Raw genomic sequence first — 19,709 nt, 5'->3', positions numbered from 1 at the left:
TCAGCGCCGGAGCGTTCATGAATAACAGCCGATTCGCAAGAACCGCTGGCTGGCTGGCCGTGCCGTGCCTGGTCGCGGCAGGCCTGCTGGCCTGGTATGTCACCCGCGAGCCTGTCTCGCGCCTGGAAAACCATCAGATCGCCGTGGCCGACATCGATCCGGCGCTGGTGGCCCGTGGCGAATACGTCGCCAGGCTCAGCGATTGCGTGGCCTGTCACAGCGTGCCGGGCGGCGCGCCGTTCGCCGGAGGGCTGGAAATGGCCACGCCGCTGGGCTCAATCCATGCGACCAATATCACCCCGGACACGGAAACCGGCATCGGCCACTACAGCCTGGCGGACTTCGACCGTGCCGTGCGCCACGGCGTGGCGCCCGACAGTCGCCGACTGTACCCGGCGATGCCCTACCCGTCCTACGCCAAGCTCAGTGATGAAGACGTACGAGCGCTGTATGCGTTTTTCATGAAAGGCGTGGCGCCAGTCAAACAGGCGAACATCCCCAGTGCGATTCCGTTTCCGCTGAACCTGCGCTGGCCGATTGCACTGTGGAACGGTGTGTTTGTCGATGCCGAACCGTATGCGGCCAAACCGTCGCAGGATGAACGATGGAACCGCGGCGCTTATCTCGTTCAGGGCGCCGGGCACTGCGGCAGTTGCCATACACCGCGCGGCCTGGCGTTCAACGAGAAGGCACTGGACGAGTCCGGCAAGCCATACCTGGCCGGCGCCCTGCTCGATGGCTGGTACGCACCGAGCCTGCGCGATGACCACAACACCGGGCTGGGCCGCTGGAGCGAGCAAGAGATCGTGCAGTTCCTCAAGACCGGTCGCAACCAGCACGCGGTGGTCTACGGCTCGATGACCGAGGCGTTCAACAACTCCACACAGTTCATGAGCGACGACGATCTGACGGCCATTGCCCACTACCTGAAGTCGCTTCCGGGAGATCGCGAACGGGATGGCGCACCCTGGCAGTACCAAGCGGTTTCGGCAGCGCAACGTCTGGACTCGCCCGGTGCGCATACCTACGTGACACGCTGTGCGTCTTGCCACGGTCTGGACGGCAAGGGTCAATCGCAATGGATGCCGCCGCTGGCCGGCGCGACTTCTGCACTGGCCAAGGAAAGCGCCTCGGCGATCAACATCACCCTCAATGGCGCGCAACGTGTGGTGGCGGCCGGCGTGCCGGATGCCTATCGCATGCCGGCCTTCCGTGAGCAGCTGTCGGATCAGCAGATCGCCGAAGTGCTGACCTTCATGCGCAGCACCTGGGGCAACCACGGCAGTGCCGTTGATGCGCAGACGGTGGGCAAGCTACGTGAGCACACCGATCCGGCCAGCAGCAGTCCGATCATCCTGCAGATGCGCTAGAGGAGAGATTGATAAAACATCGACTTGCGGGTCCCGCGCACGGCGCGGGACTGGCTAGCCTCCAGACTGCTCAGTGTGGACTGGCGGTCGGGCGAACCACAATCTCACTCACATCAACATCGTCAGGCTGCTCGATGGCATAGGCGAGCGCTCGCGCAATGGCGTCTGCATTGAGTGCCACACGACGGAAGGCTTTCATTTCCTCGCGTGCCACCTCATCGGAAATCGTATCGGCCAGTTCGGACTCGACCACACCCGGGCACACCACGGTCACCCGGATCTTGTCCGTTTCCTGGCGCAAGCCATCCGAGATAGCCCTGACTGCGAATTTGGTCGCGCAGTACACCGCCGCTGTCGGAGACACCGCCAGGCCACCAATGGACGAGATATTGATGACCTGACCGAAACCCTGCGCCTGCATGTCCGGCAAGACGGCGGCAATACCATGCAGCACACCGCGAACGTTGACATCGAGCATCTGGTTCCATTCATCGACCTTCAACGAAGCCAGCGGAGACAAAGGCATCACCCCCGCGTTGTTGATGATCACATCGACCTTGCCATGTTGAGTCTTGGCAAATGCCACGAAGGCGTGCATCGATTGCAGATCCGTAACGTCCAGTGCGCAGGCACTTGCGGAGCCCCCTTCGGCCTGGATCTCGCTGACCAGTCTGTCCAGACGCTCGGTCCGGCGGGCGCCGAGAACCACATGCGCGCCTTTGGCAGCAATCAACCTGGCCGCGGCTTCGCCAATACCACTGCTTGCACCGGTAATCAGGACGACTTTGTTTTGAATGTTCGACATATCCGTAGCTCCTGCTGTCTGCATTGAAGTTCAGCACCGACCGCTGAAGACGCGGTCGTTGCTGCGGGGTACGTCGAAAAGATTAAGGGAACGGGCCTCGTCGGCGCGTGCCGAAACCTGCGCCACTTTTGCCTATTCGTGTCTGTGTGCATCGCCTGCAAATTTGTAGCGTAGGGGCGCTCAGGCCCCACGGAACTCGCTGGGCGTTACGCCCACTTCACGCCGGAATACCTGAGAGAAATGACTGGGGCTTGAGTAGCCGACCTCCAGCCCGATGTCGATGACGCCAAGACGGGTCTCCAGCAACAGGTGCCGCGCGCGAGCCATGCGCAAGCGGATGAAGTACTGCGACGGCGAAAGCCCAGTCGCCCGCTTGAACAGGCGGCTGAAGTGGTACTCGCTCAGCTCGGCAAGGCTGGCCAGTTTGGCCAGGCTGAATTCAGCGCTCAGATGCGCGCGCATGGCGTCGGTGACTTTGCGCAGTTTGTAGGCTTGCAAGGCGTTGACCCGACGCCCGGGCTGGCTTTCAGCCAGATAGCTGCGCACCAGATGCACGGCCAGCGCCTGTGCCAGCGAGCGGGCGAAAAGAGCGCTGGGCGAGCGCTCCAGAAGCAGTTCGGTGCGCAATTGCTCCATGACAAACGCGATGCGCTCGTCCCGGGCCCCTGAAACATCGCGCAAACGCACAGACCCTGCGTGCTGACCCGACAGCTCTCGAGACGCTTGCTCGATCAGCGGCAGGCCGAGATAAAGATGCATGACTTCGAAGGTATCGCCTCCGTGCGTCTGCCAGCGCATTTCATACGGCTCATCGGAGCTGGTAAGGAAAAAATCGCCGGCACTGACCTGCGCAGCTTCCCACTCGCCACCCAATGCGCGCTCCTCCACCCTCGCCGCCCCGGCCAGAACCAGAACGAGCAGCGGTTCCACCACCGCAGGCACGAGAATGGGTTCGGTAACGCTGCGATGGGTGAACAGCTGAATCACTACGTCGGTGATTTCCGGGTGCGAGGGTAACGCCTGCGGTTCGCCTGGCAGGAACTCCCCCATCGACTCGCCGGTGATGCGCAAGTCTCGAGAAGATGTCGACATCGGTTCCTGGGAGGTGCGCCCGGTATTTGCCATGAACTTGTCCTTTTCAGATTCGGCTGTGCCAAGCCAGACAGGTCTCGGATGCTTGCCCGCACGCCGTGTCACGGTGACCGGCTCGATGATATCGGGGTTTTTCCGTGGGTTGAATCGCGCACCGAACCTCCCTCACTGACATTCAGCGCAAAACCCCGACAGCGTGGGCAATCTCACGAAAGCCGACTTCGCTTCGCTGCGAGACAGTAGGCCCGTCGCCGATGACAGCGCCTCGCCGGCGCCAACACGGCTTATCCCTACTCGATCAAAAACGCTGGAGAACATCATGACCGACTTCAAGAACAGCACCCCAAACGAAGTGGCCGGTAAAGTCGCGCTGGTCACTGGCGCGGCCAGTGGCATCGGCAAGGCCATCGCACTGCTGCTGCACGCCCGCGGCGCCCAGGTCATTGCTGAAGATATAAACCCTGAGGTGGAAGCACTGGCCCGCCCCGGCCTGGTCCCCCTGGTGGCCGACATCACTCAGGACGGCGCGGCCGAACGCGCGGTCGCCCTGGCCGTCGAGCAATTCGGTCGGCTGGACATTCTGGTCAACAACGCCGGCATCATCATCAACAAACTGGTCATCGACATGACGCGCGAAGACTGGGAACGCATTCAGGCGGTCAACGCCACGGCGGCCTTTTTGCATAGCCGGGAGGCGGTGAAAGCGATGATGCCCAACAAGTCCGGATCGATCGTCAACATCGCGTCCTACGCTTCCTATTTCGCCTTCCCCACCATTGCCGCCTACACCGCCTCCAAAGGCGCGCTGGCCCAATTGACGCGCACCCTGGCGCTTGAGGTCATTGGCCACGGCATCCGCGTCAATGCTGTCGGTGTCGGCGATGTGGTGACCAACATCCTCAACGATGTCGTCGACGATGGCCCTGCCTTTCTCGCCCAACATGGCGAAGCGGCACCGATCGGCCGCGCCGCCCAACCGGAAGAAATCGCCGAAGTGGTCGCCTTCATCGCCTCGGATCGGGCCAGCTTCATGGTCGGTTCGGTGGTCATGGCCGACGGCGGCATGACGGTCACGGCTGGCTGAGCCGCAGCACAAATGCGCCGCAGGACACGCCCGACCAACCCGAGAGGATCAGGCAAATCTGCGGCAGTTTCGTCCTAACACCGCTGCGCTCGGCTACGTAATCTGAAAGCACGCAACGGATGCACACACAGGCCACGGCAGGCCGCTCAGATGAACAACGTCAATGAGGACTGAACAATGAAAAACGCAAAACGGCTTTCCCTTTCACTGGTGATCGGCGCGATGGTGGCCTGTGCGATCAACCTTTCCTCGAGCAGCCTGTACCTGGCCGCTGACGGATCTGACCGAACTCCCGGCATGCGCGTGAGTGAAGGCGGCAGTGACCGCACACCAGGGTTCCGGGTTGCCGAAGACGGTGCTGATCGCACGGCTTTGGGACGTATCGGCTAAGTCTGAAAATAGAGGAGAAAAGCTGATGAAAAATGCCAGACAAACCACTCAGGACCATCGTTACGCAGGCATGTGGGTCACCGCGGATGGATTCATCCGGCATGAGCTTCTGACGACTGGTCGTTACGACGAGGCCCGTGGTAAAAACAAGAGCGCCTATCAGGGCCGCTACGAACTGGTTGGTGATTACATCCAGTACTGGGACGACACCGGCTTCACCGCTGATGGCCACTTTCATGACGACGTGCTGTATCACGCCGGAATGATCCTCTATCGGCAATGAGTACTTTGATGATGTCGGGTGAATATCGTCTGCCCGGGCAGTTCCGGGCAGACGCTCATGAACACATGTGAGAGCCTTGAAATGGAACAAAGCGATGCTTTCATCCTGCAGAACACGGCCATCTACCGTGACGAACTGGTTCGGCTGCTGACTCAACGCTTTACCACACCCGGGATCTATGAGACCGCCATAGCTCCGCTGCATGTGATTCGTTTCGATGCACCTTCGGAGCTGATCCATACCGTGCACAAACCGGCACTTTGCCTGATCGTGCAAGGACAAAAGGAAATCAGCCTGGGTGACGATCATTACCTCTACGATCCGCTCAGTTACCTGGTGGTCTCGGTGACGCTCCCGGTTGCCGGGCGCGTGCTGAAGGCCAGTCCGCAAGCGCCCTACCTGTGTATCCGGTTCGATTTCGAGGCCACGGAAATTGCCCAGGTCATCGCCGACGCGCCGCCGGCGGGCGTACCGGACGAGCCGGAACTGGGCCTTTTCCTTGAAAGGGTCGATGTGCCCCTGCTGGAAACCATGCTTCGACTGGTCCGACTGCTGGACACCCCGAAAGACATCGGCATGCTGGCACCTCTGGCTTTGCGGGAGCTGTATTACCGCCTTCTACGCGGCATGCACGGCCGTCGTCTGTATGAGCTTGCCCTCGGCGACTCGCAAACACGTCGGGTTACGCGGGCAATCGATTGGTTGAACAACCACTACACCCAACCCTTGCGCATCGAAGAACTCGCCCGGGTCGCCAATTTGGGCAACTCCACATTGCATCATCGCTTCAAGGCAGTGACCGCCATGAGTCCGCTGCAATATCAGAAACAACTGCGCCTGCAGGAAGCCCGCCGGCTGTTGCTCGGCGAAGGGCTGGATGTGGCGAGCGCCTGTTATCGAGTGGGCTACGAAAGCCCGTCGCAATTCAGCCGGGAATACAGTCGCCAGTTTGGCTGCCCACCTTCCAAAGATGCCAGCCGCACGCGTCGCACGGGGTAAACCCCGCACGTTGACGCAGACGCCGGGAACGGTTTCCGCCGGGATCGAGAAAAAGGCAGGCAGACCCAAGCCTGCCCTTGTGCGCAATGCACAGCGATGGCTGTAAGCGGTCAATGCGTATCGCCTGACGTGATACGCGACAGGAACCAGTGGCCTGGCTCAGGCTACAGAGCGATACAAAAACGCCGCCGCACGACACATCCCGGGTACATGCCAATGCAAAAGTGTGGGCCATCGGAACCTTCGCTGTCCGACTTAACCCATCACTCAGGCAGGTATTTCCATGATCAATCAAATCGACACCGTGCTGTACACCGGCAAGACTCGCACCACTGGCGGGCGCGATGGCGCATCGCGCAGTTCGGACGGCAACCTGGACATCAAGCTCTCGCCACCCGGCTCAAATGGCAGCGGCACCAATCCGGAACAGCTGTTGGCAGCCGGCTGGTCGGCCTGCTTCATCGGCGCCATGGGCAAGGCAGCTGCGGCACAGAAGATCAGGCTTCCAGCGGATGTGGCGGTCGAAACCGAAATCGATCTGGGCAAGACCGGTGATGCGTTCTTCCTTCAGGCACGCTTGAGTGTCAGCCTGCCGGGGCTGGAGCCTTCGGTTGCCCAGGCGCTGGTGGACGCGGCGCATCAGACCTGTCCTTACTCAAAGGCCACTCGCGGCAACATCGACGTCACCCTGCGGCTGATCTGAATCAGCCCTGTTTGATCCTGCAAACCGCCCGATGCACGGCTTCGGGCGGTTTTTTTTACAGGGTTGAGCGATGCCGTTCCTCCGGTTCAAACAACCAGAGGTGCGAACGGTCATTGAACGATTTACGCGAACGAGTTCCGCGTCGATCAGGAAAACCGCGCGGTGCAGGTGTTCGTACCAAACTGCCCGCAGGCTTCCTGCTATGAAGCCTCCGGCGAGATCCGCAGCGAGGGTATCGACTTCGAACTGCAAGGCGCGCTCACCGACAACTGGCAGATCGGCGGCGGCTACACCTACGCCCGTACGCACACCATCAAGGATGAGGCGAATCCGCAGAACGTGAACAAGCAGTTCGACACCGACACACCGGAACACCTGTTCAAGCTCACCACCCGCTACAACTTCCAGGGCCCACTGGAAAAACTGCGTGTGGGCGGCAACATCTCCTGGCAGAGCCGCATGTACAACGACATCGAACTGCTCGATGGCAGCAACTACCGCCTCAAGCAAGGCGCGTACGCCGTGACCGACCTGATGGCCGGCTACCGGCTCAATGACAACCTCGACCTGCAACTCAATGCCAACAACATCGTCGACCGCAAGTACTACTCCACCATCGCCAACTCCGTCAGCTACGGCGGCGACAGCTATGGCACGCCGCGCAACATGATGCTGACGGCCAAGTACACCTTCTGACTTGTCCAGGCGCAGGGACGCGCCACCCCGCCAACGTGCCCCCCCTTCATGCCCTGCATACCAAAGCGTTAATTTCAAAAACCCATGTCTGGTGGTCAGTCGTACCCCTTTGCCCAAAGATTGCCTTCGGCCAGGGCTGCAGCCTTGCGCCGCCTGTGCAACTTCTTTAACTCAATGGGTGTTCAAAATGACTGACGAGAAAAACGGAACCACCCGTCGTGGCTTGATCACGACGGGTGCCATGGCCGCTACCCTGGCGGTGGCATTGCCGGCGCTGGCTACGCAGCAGACACCGGCATCCGCGTCAGGGGGCAGCAAAAGCGCCGGTAACGGCAGCGATTCGGGAATGTTCACCGTCAAGGATGGCACGCAGATTTTCTACAAGGACTGGGGCCACGGCCAGCCGATCGTTTTCCACCACGGCTGGCCCCTTTCGAGTGATGACTGGGACACGCAAATGCTGTTCTTCCTCAACAAGGGCTTTCGCGTCATCGCCCATGATCGACGTGGCCATGGTCGCTCCTCGCAAACGGCCATGGGCAACGCAATGGACACCTACGCCGCCGACGTTGCCGAGTTGATGGCGCACCTGAACATCCGCAACGCCGTGCACATCGGCCACTCCACCGGCGGCGGTGAAGTGGCGCGCTACGTGGCGCGGCATGGTCGCGGCCGGGTGGCCAAGGCCGTGCTGATCGGCGCTGTAGCGCCCATCATGCTGCGCACCGCAAAAAATCCCGGAGGCCTGCCGATGGAGGTGTTTGACGGGTTGCGCAAGGCACTCGCGCAGAATCGCAGCCAGTTTTATCGTGACTTCCCGAGCGGACCGTTCTACGGCTTCAATCGCCCAGGTGCGAAAGTGTCTGAAGCGATCGTCGAAAACTGGTGGCGCCAGGGCATGAACGGCGGGATCAAGGCGCAGTACGACTGCATCAGCGCGTTCTCCGAAACCGACTTTACCGATGACCTGAAAAACATCGATGTGCCGACCCTGGTGCTGCACGGTGAAGATGACCAGATCGTGCCGATCACCAATTCGGCTCACCTCTCAATCAAATTGCTCAAGCACGGTACGCTGAAAACCTACCCCGGCCAGCCCCATGGCATGTGCACCACCCACGGCGACACCATCAACGCGGACCTGCTGGCGTTTATCAATGCATGAGGTTCCAGGGCCGCGCCCTCACGACAAGCCAAGTACAGCCCCCTGAAAAGAAAAGCTCCGATCGAGTCGGAGCTTTTCTATTGGGCGAATCACACAGCCGTTGCAGTTATCTACCGGGCCATCATCAACGTCTGATCGACGGGCAACGCCGGGCGTAATTTTGGCACTACCTGCAACTCAATCGGCGTGCCAAGAAATGCCTGGCAACGCGAACGCAGCCAACGCTGAGCGCAATCGTTGTGCGCAGCGGCACGCCAGACCATGGAAAGCTCCCGCGATGGCAGCAACAGAGGGGCCGGCTCGGCCCTGATGCCATTCACCGAGGCCATGGCCCTGGCCACGTAATCCGGGACGATGACCAGCATGTCGCTCTGCGCCAACAACCTTGGCAAGGCGCTGAACTGCGGCACCGCCAGCACCACTTTGCGCCGACGTCCGAGCAGGTCCAGCGCGTGGTCGGTGTCATCCCTGGCCTTGCCCATGGACGACACGATGGCATGCGGGCGCTCGCAGAACTCATCGAGCGCCAGCAGGCCCGGGCGGGTATCCGAGCGCAGGAGCATTGGCCGGATCGACCGTAGACTCTTGCGTCGAGCGTTGGCCGGCAGATCGAGCGTAGGGCTGATGCCCAGAGAAATCTCGCCATTGAACAGCCGCTGCGACATCTGCTGCTGATCGACGCGCAGCACCACCAAGGCAATATTCGGCGCCTCGCTACGAAGCTTGCGCAGCAGTCGCGGGAGCAACGCGTATTCGACATCGTCGGACAGGCCGACCTGAAAGGTCACCTCGCTGGTAGCTGGGTCGAAGGGCTGGCAACGGCTCAACGCCGCGACAACGCCATCCAGCGCCGGCGTCAGGTTGGCGAAAATTTCCTCGGCCCGCCTTGTCGGCTCCATCACCCTCCCCGCACGAACGAACAACGGATCGTCGAAAAGCACACGCAAACGCCCCAGCGCTGCACTGATGGTCGGTTGACCGAGAAACAGCTTCTCGCCGACCCGGCTGACGTTGCGCTCATGCATCAGCGTCTCGAAGACCACCAGCAGATTGATGTCGACACGACGGAGTTCATTTCTGTTCATGAAGTTCACCACCCGGCACGCGGCCATTGAAATCGACGGAGAGCTGATAAAGGTTAAGGGCGCGCCTGCCGGACGTCTGTGGTACTTGGGGACAGCGGGATCATGCGTTAGGTGAGTGTTTTGATACTTGTGTATGAACCGTTTGAAACCGATAGCTGCATGGGGCCGCGCAAAGACCGGTGCAATGGCCGTTTTTTCGGGTTTTTTGTCCTAGCTGACGGCGTGCTGCGCCACTACGATGCTTAACCGTCTATCTACTCACGCCCACACCTGCGCAACGTGTCGCACGGCGCTATCGCCAGCGGGACCGTGTCTCTGGTCGGGCATCAACCCGCACGAGCAAACACCGGCCGCCCGGCCAAGGGATTCGCCACAACGTCACAACCTTTTGGGAAAAGAGCAATGAACAACAATCCCATCAGCAACAACCCCAGCGAACCGGTGGTATTCATCGTCGACGACGATGCCGCGTTGCGCGAATCCCTCGGCAGCCTGTTGCGCTCCATTGGTCTGCGGGTGGAGCTGTTCGGGTCGGTCGCCGAGTTCATGACGTATCAACGTCCGGACACGCTGAGTTGCCTGGTACTCGACGTGCGCCTGCAAGGCAGCAGCGGGCTGGATTTCCAGACTGAACTGGCCACCGCCGGAATCAATGTGCCAATCGTGTTCATCACCGGACACGGCGATATCGCCATGACCGTGCGCGCGATGAAAGCCGGCGCGGTGGACTTCCTGACCAAACCGTTTCGCGAGCAGGACCTGATCGATGCCGTCTGCGCCGCACACTCGCGGGACAAGCAGCGTCGCGAGTCAGGGCGGCATGCCGATGAGCTGCGCGCCCGTCATGGGACGTTGACACCCCGGGAGCAGACGGTCATGGCTCTGGCGGCCTCAGGCTTGATGAACAAGCAGATCGCCGGGGAAATCGGCCTCAGTGAAATCACTGTGAAGATCCACCGGGGCCAGGCCATGCGCAAGATGGGCGCGCGCTCATTTGCCGACCTGGTGCGCATGGCCGAAGTCATCGCGGCGCTGCCTGCACATCGGTGACCGAATGAAACGATACGGTATGGCTCAAGCCGCCGTGGCTGGCCGGCACAATCAACACTCAAGTTCCGAACAACTAACACTTGCGTATATCCGGTTCATACGCAGTCATACTGCAAATGACCCAATGCAGCAGTGCCAGCGTAGAAGTCTTCGAATAAGATCTTTATTCAAATAACCATTACTCAATACAACGATTGGTGAATGACAGACAGTCGCCAACAACCGTCATGCCTGAAAAACAACTTCAGACTTTTTAACCTCTTCATTAATACGCCTTTCATAGCGTTTGCCTGCTTCATCGAAAGAACACGACCTGCCGTCCGATAGCAAAAATCTGGAAGAATAAATGTCTATCATCAAACGTCGCGCACAACTTCTTTGTTCAGACGCCTTCGCCTGGCTTTGCGGCATAGCGGTCGGCAGCATGATCTATATCACCAACGCGTACCTCGATCTGGACGTTGCGCCGACGTTGTTCTACATCACGCTGGTATTCATGTCAGCGAACATCTTCCCGGTACCGGTATTTCTTGCCGTCGCGTTGGGTTGCCTCACGCTGCTGACGGCCGACTTCCTGGTCGATGAAGGTTATCGCGATCACCGCAGCATCGCCGGATTCGTCAGGTGCCTGATCGCGCTGACGACCATTTCCCTGCTCGCGTTGCGCAGCAAACGCGCCACTGAAACGCTGCGGCGCAAGGAAGCGTTCTTTCTGGGCGCACAGAAACTTACCCACACCGGCAGTATCGGTTTCATCATCGATAAAAAAGTCAGCGTTTCATGGTCGCAAGAGTCGTCGCGTATTTTCGAGTACTCGCCGGACATCACCCCGACACTGGCGCTGGTCAAGTCACGCACTCATCCAGACGACCTGCCGGTTATCGATCAGGTGCTGGAACAGTTTGCGCGCCGGCAAGAGTTGGTCGAAGTCGAGCATCGGCTGCTCATGCCGGATGGTCGGATCAAGCACGTGCAGATGATCGCCAGCCCGTTGCCCAGACATCGCGGGCGCACGCAATACGCCGGGGCGCTGATGGACGTCACCGCCAGCAAACAGTCGGAAGAGGCGTTGTTTCACTCGCAAGCCACCCTCGCCCACGTCACGCGCCTGACTTCCATGGGCGAACTGGCCGCGTCGATTGCCCACGAAATCAATCAGCCGCTGGCAGCGGTCATCACCAGCGGGGAATCCTGCAAACGCTGGATCAACCGGCCCGAACCCAACCTGGAAGAAGCCCGCCGTTCGCTGGACCGGATCATTCAAAACTCGGTCAGGGTCTCCGATGTCATCGCCTGTATTCGAGCGTTATCGCGACACAGCGAGGTGCAGCGCAATGTCGAAGTGTTCGACGACATCGTCAGTGACTCGCTGACACTCATGCAACATGACATCAGCTTCCATGAGGTTCGCCCGCATGCCCGACTGGGCACTCATGGTGCGCGGATCAAAGGTGACCGGGTACAACTGCAGCAAGTCATCATCAATCTGATCATCAACGCCTGCCAGGCCATGGCCAATGTGCTTGACCGCGCCCGGACGCTGCGGATCACCACCTCGATCCTGCACAACGAGGCCGTGCTTGAAATCGCCGACTCCGGCGTCGGCATTGCCGAGGACATCCTGCCTTCGCTGTTCGACCCATTTTTCACCACCAAGCCCACCGGCCTGGGAATGGGCCTCTCGATTTGCCGTTCGATCATTGAATTCCACGGCGGCCGCATCTGGGTCAACAGCACCGAGGGCGTCGGCACGCAGTTTGTGTTTGCGATTCCATTGGCTGCGCTCGAACACGATAAATGACAACCATCCACCCCTGATGTCGCGCGGTGGCGATATGGAGACCCGCATTGTCTATCCAACGTACAAACCCCGGCGCAGAACCCGAAACTCCGGTACACGAACGAACCGTCGTTTTCGTGGCATACCCGCAAATGGGCCTGCTGGATCTGACCGGCGCGCAGACCGTTTTCTGGGCGGCGACGTGCGGACTGGCGCAACTCGGTTTGCCCGGTTATGCCTTGCACACCGCGAGCCTGCAAGGCGGGCCGGTGCAGACCGGCGAAGGCCTGGTGGTTCAAACCCGGCGGCTGGATGAGCTCAGCGACGAGCCGATCAATACGTTGATCGTTCCAGGCTCGGCGTTCATCAGCCAGGCATTGCGAGACAACGCGCCGCTGGTCGATTGGTTGCGCGCCACGTCAGCCACTGCCAACCGTACGACGTCGGTATGCAGCGGTGCTTTTTTCCTGGCTCAGGCCGGACTGCTCGACGGCCTGCGCGTGGCGACACACTGGTTGATGGCTGACATGTTCGAGCGGCTGTTCCCTAGGGTCGAGCTGGATCGCGAGGCCATCTTCGTCCACCAGGCATCGGTGTGGACCTGCGCCGGCGTCAGCGCCGGGATCGATCTGGCGCTGGCACTGGTCGAGGCCGATCACGGTCGCGAGCTGGCCATGCAGGTCGCCCGGCGCATGGTGGTGTACTACCGACGCCCGGACAACCAGAAACAGTGGAGTCCGCTGCTGCAATCACAACATTCAATCGCGCACGAGCGCTAGCCGGAGACGGTGGTCATGAACGCACCGCACAAACTGTATTTGGTCAGTCACCCGCCCTGCATCACCCGCTATGGCACGCACACATCGTTGTCCACCGCTGAGCGCGTGGAGATTATCGACGCATTGACGCAGACCCTGAGCGCGACGCTGAGCATTCTGGCGCGGCTCAAGCACAGCCAGCAGACACTGCACGCTGTGAGCTTTCTACCGGTGCAGACGCTGTTTCGCAGGCTGTTGAATGCCAATACCCGTTACGCCGACTTTCTCGTCACCGGCATCACCGACCTGGGCGGCCATGCCCAGCGCGACGCGCTCTACCACCTCAATGAGGCTGCCGAACCTTTATGCTTTGCCGACTGCCTTAAAGGCATTGACCGCGCCCTGCGCCGACTACGGGCCGCCGATGCCTTGTTCCGCGACTGTCGCGCCAGCGCAATTGCCAACAACGACTACGCCAGCCGACAACTCTTTGAAGCCTGCACTCGACATAACAATTACTTTCTTTCGTTAATCAACAACCATTTATTTGCTGAACATTGATTAACTTTCGCAACTAACAAAAAAAACCAACTAAACATACCCACGTATACTATTCCACAATTTTTGAAAGCGTATCTTGCAAGTATGGCGGGCGCGACAGACACCCGCAAAGAACGCAAGGTTTCCCATGTTCAACTCAGCTATTGTTTCAGTTGTCGATGATGACGAACTTGTTCTGGTTTCAATGGACAGTTTGTTGCGGTCTTGCGGTTATACGGTCAAGACATTCAACAGCGCTTTTGCATTTCTTGAATCGAGCGCGCCAGAGCAGACCGGGTGCCTGATCTCGGACATTCAGATGCCCGGCATGTGCGGGGTCGAAATGTACGAGGCGCTGGCGGCCAGGAAGATCCATATTCCGACGATTTTCATCACTGGCAAACCGGGCCTGCCCCCCGAGTTCAGTGCGCGGGTGAAGACGCCGGAAGGTTATTTCTCCAAACCGTTCCATACCGGGGCATTGCTGGCCTGCATCGAACAGGCGCTGATGCGCCGCCGTTGAGCGGCCCTGACGAATAACTGGATGCAGAGCCGCCGCTGCCCGACCGACAAACCTCAAAGCAAAAAAAGGCCCTGCAAGTTCATCACTTGCGGGGCCTGATTTTTATCGAGCCCGGCAGAATGCAGCCGGGCCGCCGACAGCCGATCAGTAATCCCAGAACGCTGCAATCCAGCGGAACGCATCGCCATCGACCGCCACTCGACCTACCGACGGGAACGGCAGATGGGTGGCAACAAACCACTCACCACTCGCCGCCGCCTCGCGCATCAGGCGCACGCGAACACGCACCGACTCTTCAGGATCATGCTCGAAACCGTTGTGCCATTCCGGGTGCTCGAAGGCCACCGGAAACAAAGCGTCGCCGGCGAAGGTCAGGCGTTCGCCGCCCGAGTTGACGTAGACAATGCTGTGCCCCGGCGTATGTCCACCCGTCAGCTTGACCACCACCCCCGGCGCCACTTCGTATTCATCCTCGAAGGTGCGCACCTGGCGGCGGTAATCGTTGATGAACTGATTGGCCGTCGCGCGCAGAACGTCAGGCACTGGCGCCGGCATGACGGTCTGGGTGAAGTCCGGTGTCTCCCAGAACTCGACCTCTTTCGCCGAGACGTGGATACGCAAGTCAGGACGCAGCCGGCTCTTCACTTCATCCACCAGCAGACCGCCGACATGATCCATGTGCATGTGCGTGATCACGATATCGGTCACGCTGGCCAGATCGATGCCGGCCGCTTCCAGTCGCTTCGGTAACTGACCGGCCCGAGGGAAGCCGGGAAACTGCCCGCCCAGCCCGGCGTCGACCAGAATGATCTGCTCGCCGCTGCGCACCACCAGCACGTTGAGTGCCCAGTCAAAAGCATCAGGCCCCAGGAACATGTCCTTGAACCAGGCGGCGCGAGCCTGCGGGTCGGCATTTGTGGACATGGTCGAGGTCGGCAGCGGCAGCACGCCGTCGCTGATCACCACCACGTCGATGTCGCCGACCTGCAGTGCGTAGCGCGATGGCACCAGCTCCTGCGCCGGAGCGAATGGCTGGCGGGTGACGGACGCCTGCCGGTCATCGGTTGCGTTGGTTTGATTGGAGTGATTCAGATACGTTGACATGGTCGCTTTCCTCTTGGCTGAGTCAAAATTTCCCGGACGAATGCCCTTGCTGGTGCAAGCGCTGAATGGCGCGCCTTGAAATCGAGTGTGCATCGCGACCACGACGTCCAACACCATACGCGGGTATAGGGCTTGAACCACATCGACCGAGTAACGCCGCTGTTGAGGTGGCAGTGGCCCATACCAATGTATATTCGCGCTCCTGCCCGCAAACACCGAAACTACGGCGCACCGGATCGCCGAAAAGCGGGCGATCATCAGGTCCCTGAGCAGTCATGAACTCTATTTTTCACCAACCCGACCCTCTCACCTGCTTGCTCGCGCAACCGCGCACGCTGGTGTTCCTGGCGTATCCGCAGATGGGCTTGCTGGACCTGACCGGCGCACAAACCGTGTTCTGGGCCGCGTCCAAGGCCATGGCCGAACGCGGCTTGCCTGGCTACGCGTTGCACACCGCAAGCCTGGACGGCGGATTGATCGCCACCGCCGAAGGGCTGTCGGTCAACACCTTGGCCCTGCGCACCTTTGACGAGACAACCATCGATACGCTGATCGTGCCCGGTGCGCCGAACATCCGTCAGGCCATGCTCGACAATGTTGCGTTGGTCGACTGGCTGCGCGCGGCATCGGCCAAGGCCAGACGCACCGCCTCGGTGTGCAGCGGCACCTTTCTGCTGGCCCAGGCCGGGCTGCTGGAAGGCTTGCGCGCAACCACCCACTGGGGCATGTGCGACATGCTCAAGGGTGGTTTTCCGAGTGTCGATGTCGACCTTGATGCGATCTACATCCAGCAAGGCAACGTCTGGACTTCCGCCGGGGTCACCACCGGAATCGACATGGCGCTGGCGCTGGTCGAGGCCGATTGCGGCCGCGCCGTGGCGTTGAAGGTGGCGCGTGAGCTGGTGGTTTTTCTCAAACGCCCTGGCGGTCAGGCGCAGTTCAGCCAGTTGCTGCAAGCGCAGATCGACGACAGAGGCTGCTTCGAAGAATTGCACCTGTGGATCAGCGAAAACCTCGGCGACCCGCAATTGAGCGTCGAATCGCTGGCCCGGCAGGCGCAGATGAGCCCGCGCAATTTCGCGCGGGTCTACAAACGCAAGATCGGCCGCACGCCGGCCAAGGCACTCGAGCTGTTTCGCCTGGAAGCGGCGCGACGAATGCTCGAAGACTCTCAGCGCAACATCGACCAGATCGCGCAGTTGTGCGGGTTTGGCGACGAAGAACGCATGCGCGACACCTTCTACCGTCACCTCTCGGTCTCGCCCCGGGAATACCGCAGCCGGTTCTCGCGCTGACGTCACACAGCGCAATGGCGCCGGGCTCGCAGACGTTCCAATACTGTCGCTATACACACGTATAAGTACGCCGCCGAACCGAGCGGCGTATCGTGCGGCAATGGCGGGCGTCCTCGACGGGCTACCCGAGATCAGCCCTGGTAAAGCAATGTCCCACACCGCTGTTGTATCGGTTGTCGATGATGATGAGTCCGTGCGCATGGCGCTGGACAGCCTGTTGCGCTCTCACGGCTACACCGTGCAGTTGTACCCGAACGCGGAGGCTTTTCTGGCGATGAAGGCGCCGCCCCGCCCCGGCTGCATCATCTCGGACATCCAGATGCCCGGTCTGTCCGGCATCGAGATGTACGATGAGCTGTGCGCCCGAGGCGTGCGCATCCCGATCATTTTCATCACGGGTTACCAGGGGCGTCCGCCAAGGGTCAACGCCGCATTCCCCGAGCCCCTCGCCTATTTCCCTAAACCCTTCCCGTGCGGCGAACTCATCACCTGCATCGAAAGCGCATTCAATCGCGCCGTTTGACGGCCCTCTTTCTATACCTGTGTATACCCCACCCCATACCTAAGCATGTCGGCACTGACCCTATGTAGAAGTGTCTCGCCGCACCTTCCCCGATAGCATCTTCCCCAGCGAATCGAACCGGCTCTGCGGTTGTTCACAACCACCTGCTTCGTGCAGGGCGGCAGACGGTCACGCATGAACGGACAAGCCGTTCAACGACCAGAATTTCCACAGGAGTCATCCGATGAAACAGCACATTTTAGTGATAGGCGCAGGGTTTGGTGGAGTCTGGAGCGCCCTGAGCGCCGCACGTCTGCTGGACCAGCATGATCGTAACGACGTGCAGATCACCGTCCTCGCGCCCCAGGCAGAACTGCGCATCCGTCCGCGCTTCTACGAGCCGGATGTCCACAACATGAAGGCGCCGCTGGGTGAACTGTTCGATGCCGTGGGCGTGAAGTTCGTCAAAGGCATCGCCGACAGCATCGACACCGCCGGCAAGCAAGTGATCTACAGCGATGCCTTCGGCACACAAAGCACGCTGAGCTATGACCGACTGGTGTTGGCCGCCGGCAGTCGCGTGATTCGCCCACCGCTCAAAGGCATGATCGAACACGCCTTCGATGTCGATCAGATCGAAGAAGCAGCACGCCTCGAAGCCCATATCAAGTCGTTGAAGGACCAGCCGTCGAGCGCTGCGCGTAATACCGTGGTGGTCGCCGGTGGTGGTTTTACCGGGATCGAAACCGCCACTGAAATGCCGGCCCGCCTGCGTGCCGCACTGGGTGACGATGCGCCGATCAGGGTCATCGTGGTGGATCGCGCGCCGCAAATCGCCGCGACTCTGGGTGACGGCATTCGCCCGTCCATTGTCGAAGCGTCCCGAGAACTGGGCATTGAATGGGTAGTCGACGCCTCGGTCGCCTCGGTGGATGCCGGCGGCGTGACTTTGGCTGACGGCAAACGGATCGAGTCCAACACCGTCATCTGGACCGTTGGCTTCCGCGCCAGCCCGCTCACTGAACAGATTCCGGGCAGCCGTGATCCGCAAGGTCGCCTGCACGTCGACGGCCACTTGAAAGTGCTGGGACACGTGGATGTCTTCGCTGCCGGCGACGTCGCTTATGCCGCTACGGATGACCTCGGAAACTACGCCGCGATGTCCTGCCAGCATGCGATCAGCCTGGGCCGTTATGCCGGCAACAATGTGGCCGCTGACCTGATCGGTGTCGCGCCGATCACCTACCGCCAGCCCAAGTACGTGACCTGCCTTGACCTCGGCGCCTGGGGCGCGGTGTTCACCGAGGGCTGGGACCGTCAATTGAAACTGGTCGGGCAAGAGGCCAAGGACCTCAAGACCCAGATCAACACCGTGTGGATCTACCCGCCGGCCGCCGATCGTGCAACCGCACTGGCCGCGGCCGACCCATTGATTCCGGTGGCCTGATCACCCGACGGTTCACACTTCCCTATCGCTGCGCATTCCCAGGCGCCCGCCACGGTTTTTTTGGCGGGCGCTTTTTTATGCAGAACTCACAAAGCGTCGGGCGGCAATAAACGGCACTCTAGCGTTGAGTCGATGGCTCCGCTGCCAGAATGTCTTCCAGAAAATCAATGAACACATTGATACGACTCGAGCCCCGGTGATTGGGCAGATACAACGCATTGATGCAGCAGCTCGCATTACCGGGATTGACTTCATAACCCTCCAGCAGTCGCGTCAACCGCCCCGCCTCGACGTCGGCACGCACCAGCCAATCGGCCAGCAGGGCCACACCGCGCCCCGCCACCGCCGCTTCGCGCAGGATGTCGGCGTTGTTGCTTTGCAGGCGGCCATGCACATTGAGCTGGATGGTTTCCTCGTCGCCCTGGAACGTCCAGTGCTGGTGCGCAGCGCCGTAGTCGAAGCGCAGGCATTGATGCTCGAGCAAATCTCGTGGATGCGCCGGCACAGCGTGACCGCTCAGGTAATCGGGACTCGCCACCACCCAGCGCTGGAAGCCGCCCACGCGTTTGCTGACGATATCGTCACTGACCACCGATGATCCCAGGCGCACCGAGACATCGATCTGCTCACTCAGCAGATCGCTGACCTGATCGCTCAACGACACACTGATTTCAAGCCCCGGATGGCGGTCCAGCAATACCCCCAGTTGCGGCGCAATGATCTGCCGGCCGAACTCCACCGGCACGCTGATGCGCAGGCGTCCCTGCGCCTCGCTGCCACGGTCGGCGACCACCGCGTCGGCCTCATCGATGGCATCGAGAATGGCCACCGCTTTCTCGAAATAGGTTTGGCCGGCGACCGTCACGCTGGTGTTGCGTGTGGTGCGGTTGAGCAGGCTCGCGCCCAACTCGTGTTCCAGCCCCGCCACCTGGCGCGTCACTGAAGAGGTGGAGATGCCGAGTTTGCGCGCCGCCGAGGAATAACCACCGCAACGGACGGTTTCAACGAACATCTTCAGTGCCAGCAACTTATCCATAA

At 60.5% G+C, this 19,709-nt stretch carries 20 protein-coding genes and 1 pseudogene; 16 read left to right on the top strand and 5 right to left on the bottom strand.

Features of this window, described 5'->3' with window-relative positions; all coding sequences use genetic code 11:
- Positions 1–17 precede the first annotated feature (17 nt).
- Positions 18–1,370, top strand: a complete 1,353-nt coding sequence (locus ACTJK7_RS13075; protein ID WP_440780787.1) for a c-type cytochrome — start codon at positions 18–20, stop codon at positions 1,368–1,370.
- 70 nt (positions 1,371–1,440) lie between these two features.
- Here the strand turns inward: ACTJK7_RS13075 and ACTJK7_RS13070 are convergent, their stop codons facing one another.
- Positions 1,441–2,175 carry an SDR family oxidoreductase gene (locus tag ACTJK7_RS13070; RefSeq protein WP_323151495.1) on the bottom strand — a complete coding sequence of 245 codons (735 nt, stop codon included), beginning with the start codon at positions 2,173–2,175 and terminating at the stop codon, positions 1,441–1,443.
- A gap of 180 nt (positions 2,176–2,355) precedes the next feature.
- The gene (locus ACTJK7_RS13065) at positions 2,356–3,300 is read right to left on the bottom strand and encodes an AraC family transcriptional regulator (protein ID WP_323151494.1); all 945 of its coding nucleotides are present in this window, start codon (positions 3,298–3,300) and stop codon (positions 2,356–2,358) included.
- Between the two features lie 286 nt (positions 3,301–3,586).
- On the opposite strand from ACTJK7_RS13065, the gene ACTJK7_RS13060 reads away from it, so the two are divergent.
- The 7 genes and pseudogenes from ACTJK7_RS13060 (at position 3,587) to ACTJK7_RS13030 (ending at position 8,587) form a co-directional block, all read left to right on the top strand.
- Complete coding sequence (locus tag ACTJK7_RS13060; protein ID WP_201818259.1) at positions 3,587–4,351, top strand: SDR family NAD(P)-dependent oxidoreductase; 765 nt, start codon at positions 3,587–3,589, stop codon at positions 4,349–4,351.
- A 177-nt stretch (positions 4,352–4,528) separates the two neighbouring features.
- Complete coding sequence (locus ACTJK7_RS13055; RefSeq protein WP_108561650.1) at positions 4,529–4,741, top strand: hypothetical protein; 213 nt, start codon at positions 4,529–4,531, stop codon at positions 4,739–4,741.
- Between the two features lie 25 nt (positions 4,742–4,766).
- A complete protein-coding gene (locus tag ACTJK7_RS13050; protein WP_085604265.1) occupies positions 4,767–5,024 on the top strand; it encodes an Atu4866 domain-containing protein in 258 nt (85 codons plus the stop codon).
- A gap of 81 nt (positions 5,025–5,105) precedes the next feature.
- Positions 5,106–6,023 carry an AraC family transcriptional regulator gene (locus ACTJK7_RS13045; protein WP_064381866.1) on the top strand — a complete coding sequence of 306 codons (918 nt, stop codon included), beginning with the start codon at positions 5,106–5,108 and terminating at the stop codon, positions 6,021–6,023.
- Between the two features lie 283 nt (positions 6,024–6,306).
- Positions 6,307–6,726, top strand: a complete 420-nt coding sequence (locus tag ACTJK7_RS13040) for an organic hydroperoxide resistance protein (protein WP_064381867.1) — start codon at positions 6,307–6,309, stop codon at positions 6,724–6,726.
- A 135-nt stretch (positions 6,727–6,861) separates the two neighbouring features.
- Positions 6,862–7,422 (top strand): annotated as a pseudogene (locus ACTJK7_RS13035) (TonB-dependent siderophore receptor); the annotation flags it as partial.
- A 346-nt stretch (positions 7,423–7,768) separates the two neighbouring features.
- Complete coding sequence (locus ACTJK7_RS13030; RefSeq protein ID WP_199913023.1) at positions 7,769–8,587, top strand: alpha/beta fold hydrolase; 819 nt, start codon at positions 7,769–7,771, stop codon at positions 8,585–8,587.
- 110 nt (positions 8,588–8,697) lie between these two features.
- Here the strand turns inward: ACTJK7_RS13030 and ACTJK7_RS13025 are convergent, their stop codons facing one another.
- On the bottom strand, positions 8,698–9,672 hold the full coding sequence (locus ACTJK7_RS13025; RefSeq protein ID WP_064384106.1) for a LysR family transcriptional regulator: 975 nt from the start codon (positions 9,670–9,672) through the stop codon (positions 8,698–8,700).
- Between the two features lie 402 nt (positions 9,673–10,074).
- On the opposite strand from ACTJK7_RS13025, the gene ACTJK7_RS13020 reads away from it, so the two are divergent.
- The 5 genes from ACTJK7_RS13020 (at position 10,075) to ACTJK7_RS13000 (ending at position 14,323) form a co-directional block, all read left to right on the top strand.
- Positions 10,075–10,722, top strand: a complete 648-nt coding sequence (locus ACTJK7_RS13020) for a response regulator transcription factor (RefSeq protein WP_064381870.1) — start codon at positions 10,075–10,077, stop codon at positions 10,720–10,722.
- A 346-nt stretch (positions 10,723–11,068) separates the two neighbouring features.
- On the top strand, positions 11,069–12,523 hold the full coding sequence (locus ACTJK7_RS13015; RefSeq protein ID WP_064381871.1) for a sensor histidine kinase: 1,455 nt from the start codon (positions 11,069–11,071) through the stop codon (positions 12,521–12,523).
- A 116-nt stretch (positions 12,524–12,639) separates the two neighbouring features.
- On the top strand, positions 12,640–13,281 hold the full coding sequence (locus ACTJK7_RS13010; protein ID WP_440780792.1) for an AraC family transcriptional regulator: 642 nt from the start codon (positions 12,640–12,642) through the stop codon (positions 13,279–13,281).
- A gap of 15 nt (positions 13,282–13,296) precedes the next feature.
- Complete coding sequence (locus tag ACTJK7_RS13005) at positions 13,297–13,821, top strand: hypothetical protein (RefSeq protein ID WP_440780794.1); 525 nt, start codon at positions 13,297–13,299, stop codon at positions 13,819–13,821.
- A 127-nt stretch (positions 13,822–13,948) separates the two neighbouring features.
- Complete coding sequence (locus tag ACTJK7_RS13000) at positions 13,949–14,323, top strand: response regulator transcription factor (RefSeq protein ID WP_064381874.1); 375 nt, start codon at positions 13,949–13,951, stop codon at positions 14,321–14,323.
- Between the two features lie 144 nt (positions 14,324–14,467).
- On the opposite strand, the gene ACTJK7_RS12995 is transcribed toward ACTJK7_RS13000, so the two are convergent.
- Entirely contained in the window at positions 14,468–15,427 is a 960-nt protein-coding gene (locus ACTJK7_RS12995; RefSeq protein WP_108561642.1) for an MBL fold metallo-hydrolase, read from the bottom strand.
- Between the two features lie 275 nt (positions 15,428–15,702).
- On the opposite strand from ACTJK7_RS12995, the gene ACTJK7_RS12990 reads away from it, so the two are divergent.
- The 3 genes from ACTJK7_RS12990 (at position 15,703) to ACTJK7_RS12980 (ending at position 18,671) form a co-directional block, all read left to right on the top strand.
- Positions 15,703–16,722, top strand: coding sequence for a GlxA family transcriptional regulator (locus tag ACTJK7_RS12990; RefSeq protein WP_011333875.1), 1,020 nt, complete (start codon positions 15,703–15,705; stop codon positions 16,720–16,722).
- A 148-nt stretch (positions 16,723–16,870) separates the two neighbouring features.
- A complete protein-coding gene (locus tag ACTJK7_RS12985; RefSeq protein WP_041475244.1) occupies positions 16,871–17,245 on the top strand; it encodes a response regulator transcription factor in 375 nt (124 codons plus the stop codon).
- A 223-nt stretch (positions 17,246–17,468) separates the two neighbouring features.
- Positions 17,469–18,671 carry an NAD(P)/FAD-dependent oxidoreductase gene (locus tag ACTJK7_RS12980; RefSeq protein WP_085654050.1) on the top strand — a complete coding sequence of 401 codons (1,203 nt, stop codon included), beginning with the start codon at positions 17,469–17,471 and terminating at the stop codon, positions 18,669–18,671.
- Positions 18,672–18,789: 118 nt separating this feature from the next.
- On the opposite strand, the gene ACTJK7_RS12975 is transcribed toward ACTJK7_RS12980, so the two are convergent.
- Positions 18,790–19,707 (bottom strand): LysR family transcriptional regulator, encoded by a 918-nt coding sequence (locus tag ACTJK7_RS12975; protein ID WP_440780796.1) that lies wholly within the window; start codon positions 19,705–19,707, stop codon positions 18,790–18,792.
- Positions 19,708–19,709 lie beyond the last annotated feature (2 nt).

Origin of the sequence: Pseudomonas sp. 22085, from assembly GCF_052045815.1 — a bacterium.
GTDB lineage: Bacteria > Pseudomonadota > Gammaproteobacteria > Pseudomonadales > Pseudomonadaceae > Aquipseudomonas > Aquipseudomonas glycinae.
This window is presented reverse-complemented; position numbering and strand designations above follow the sequence as displayed.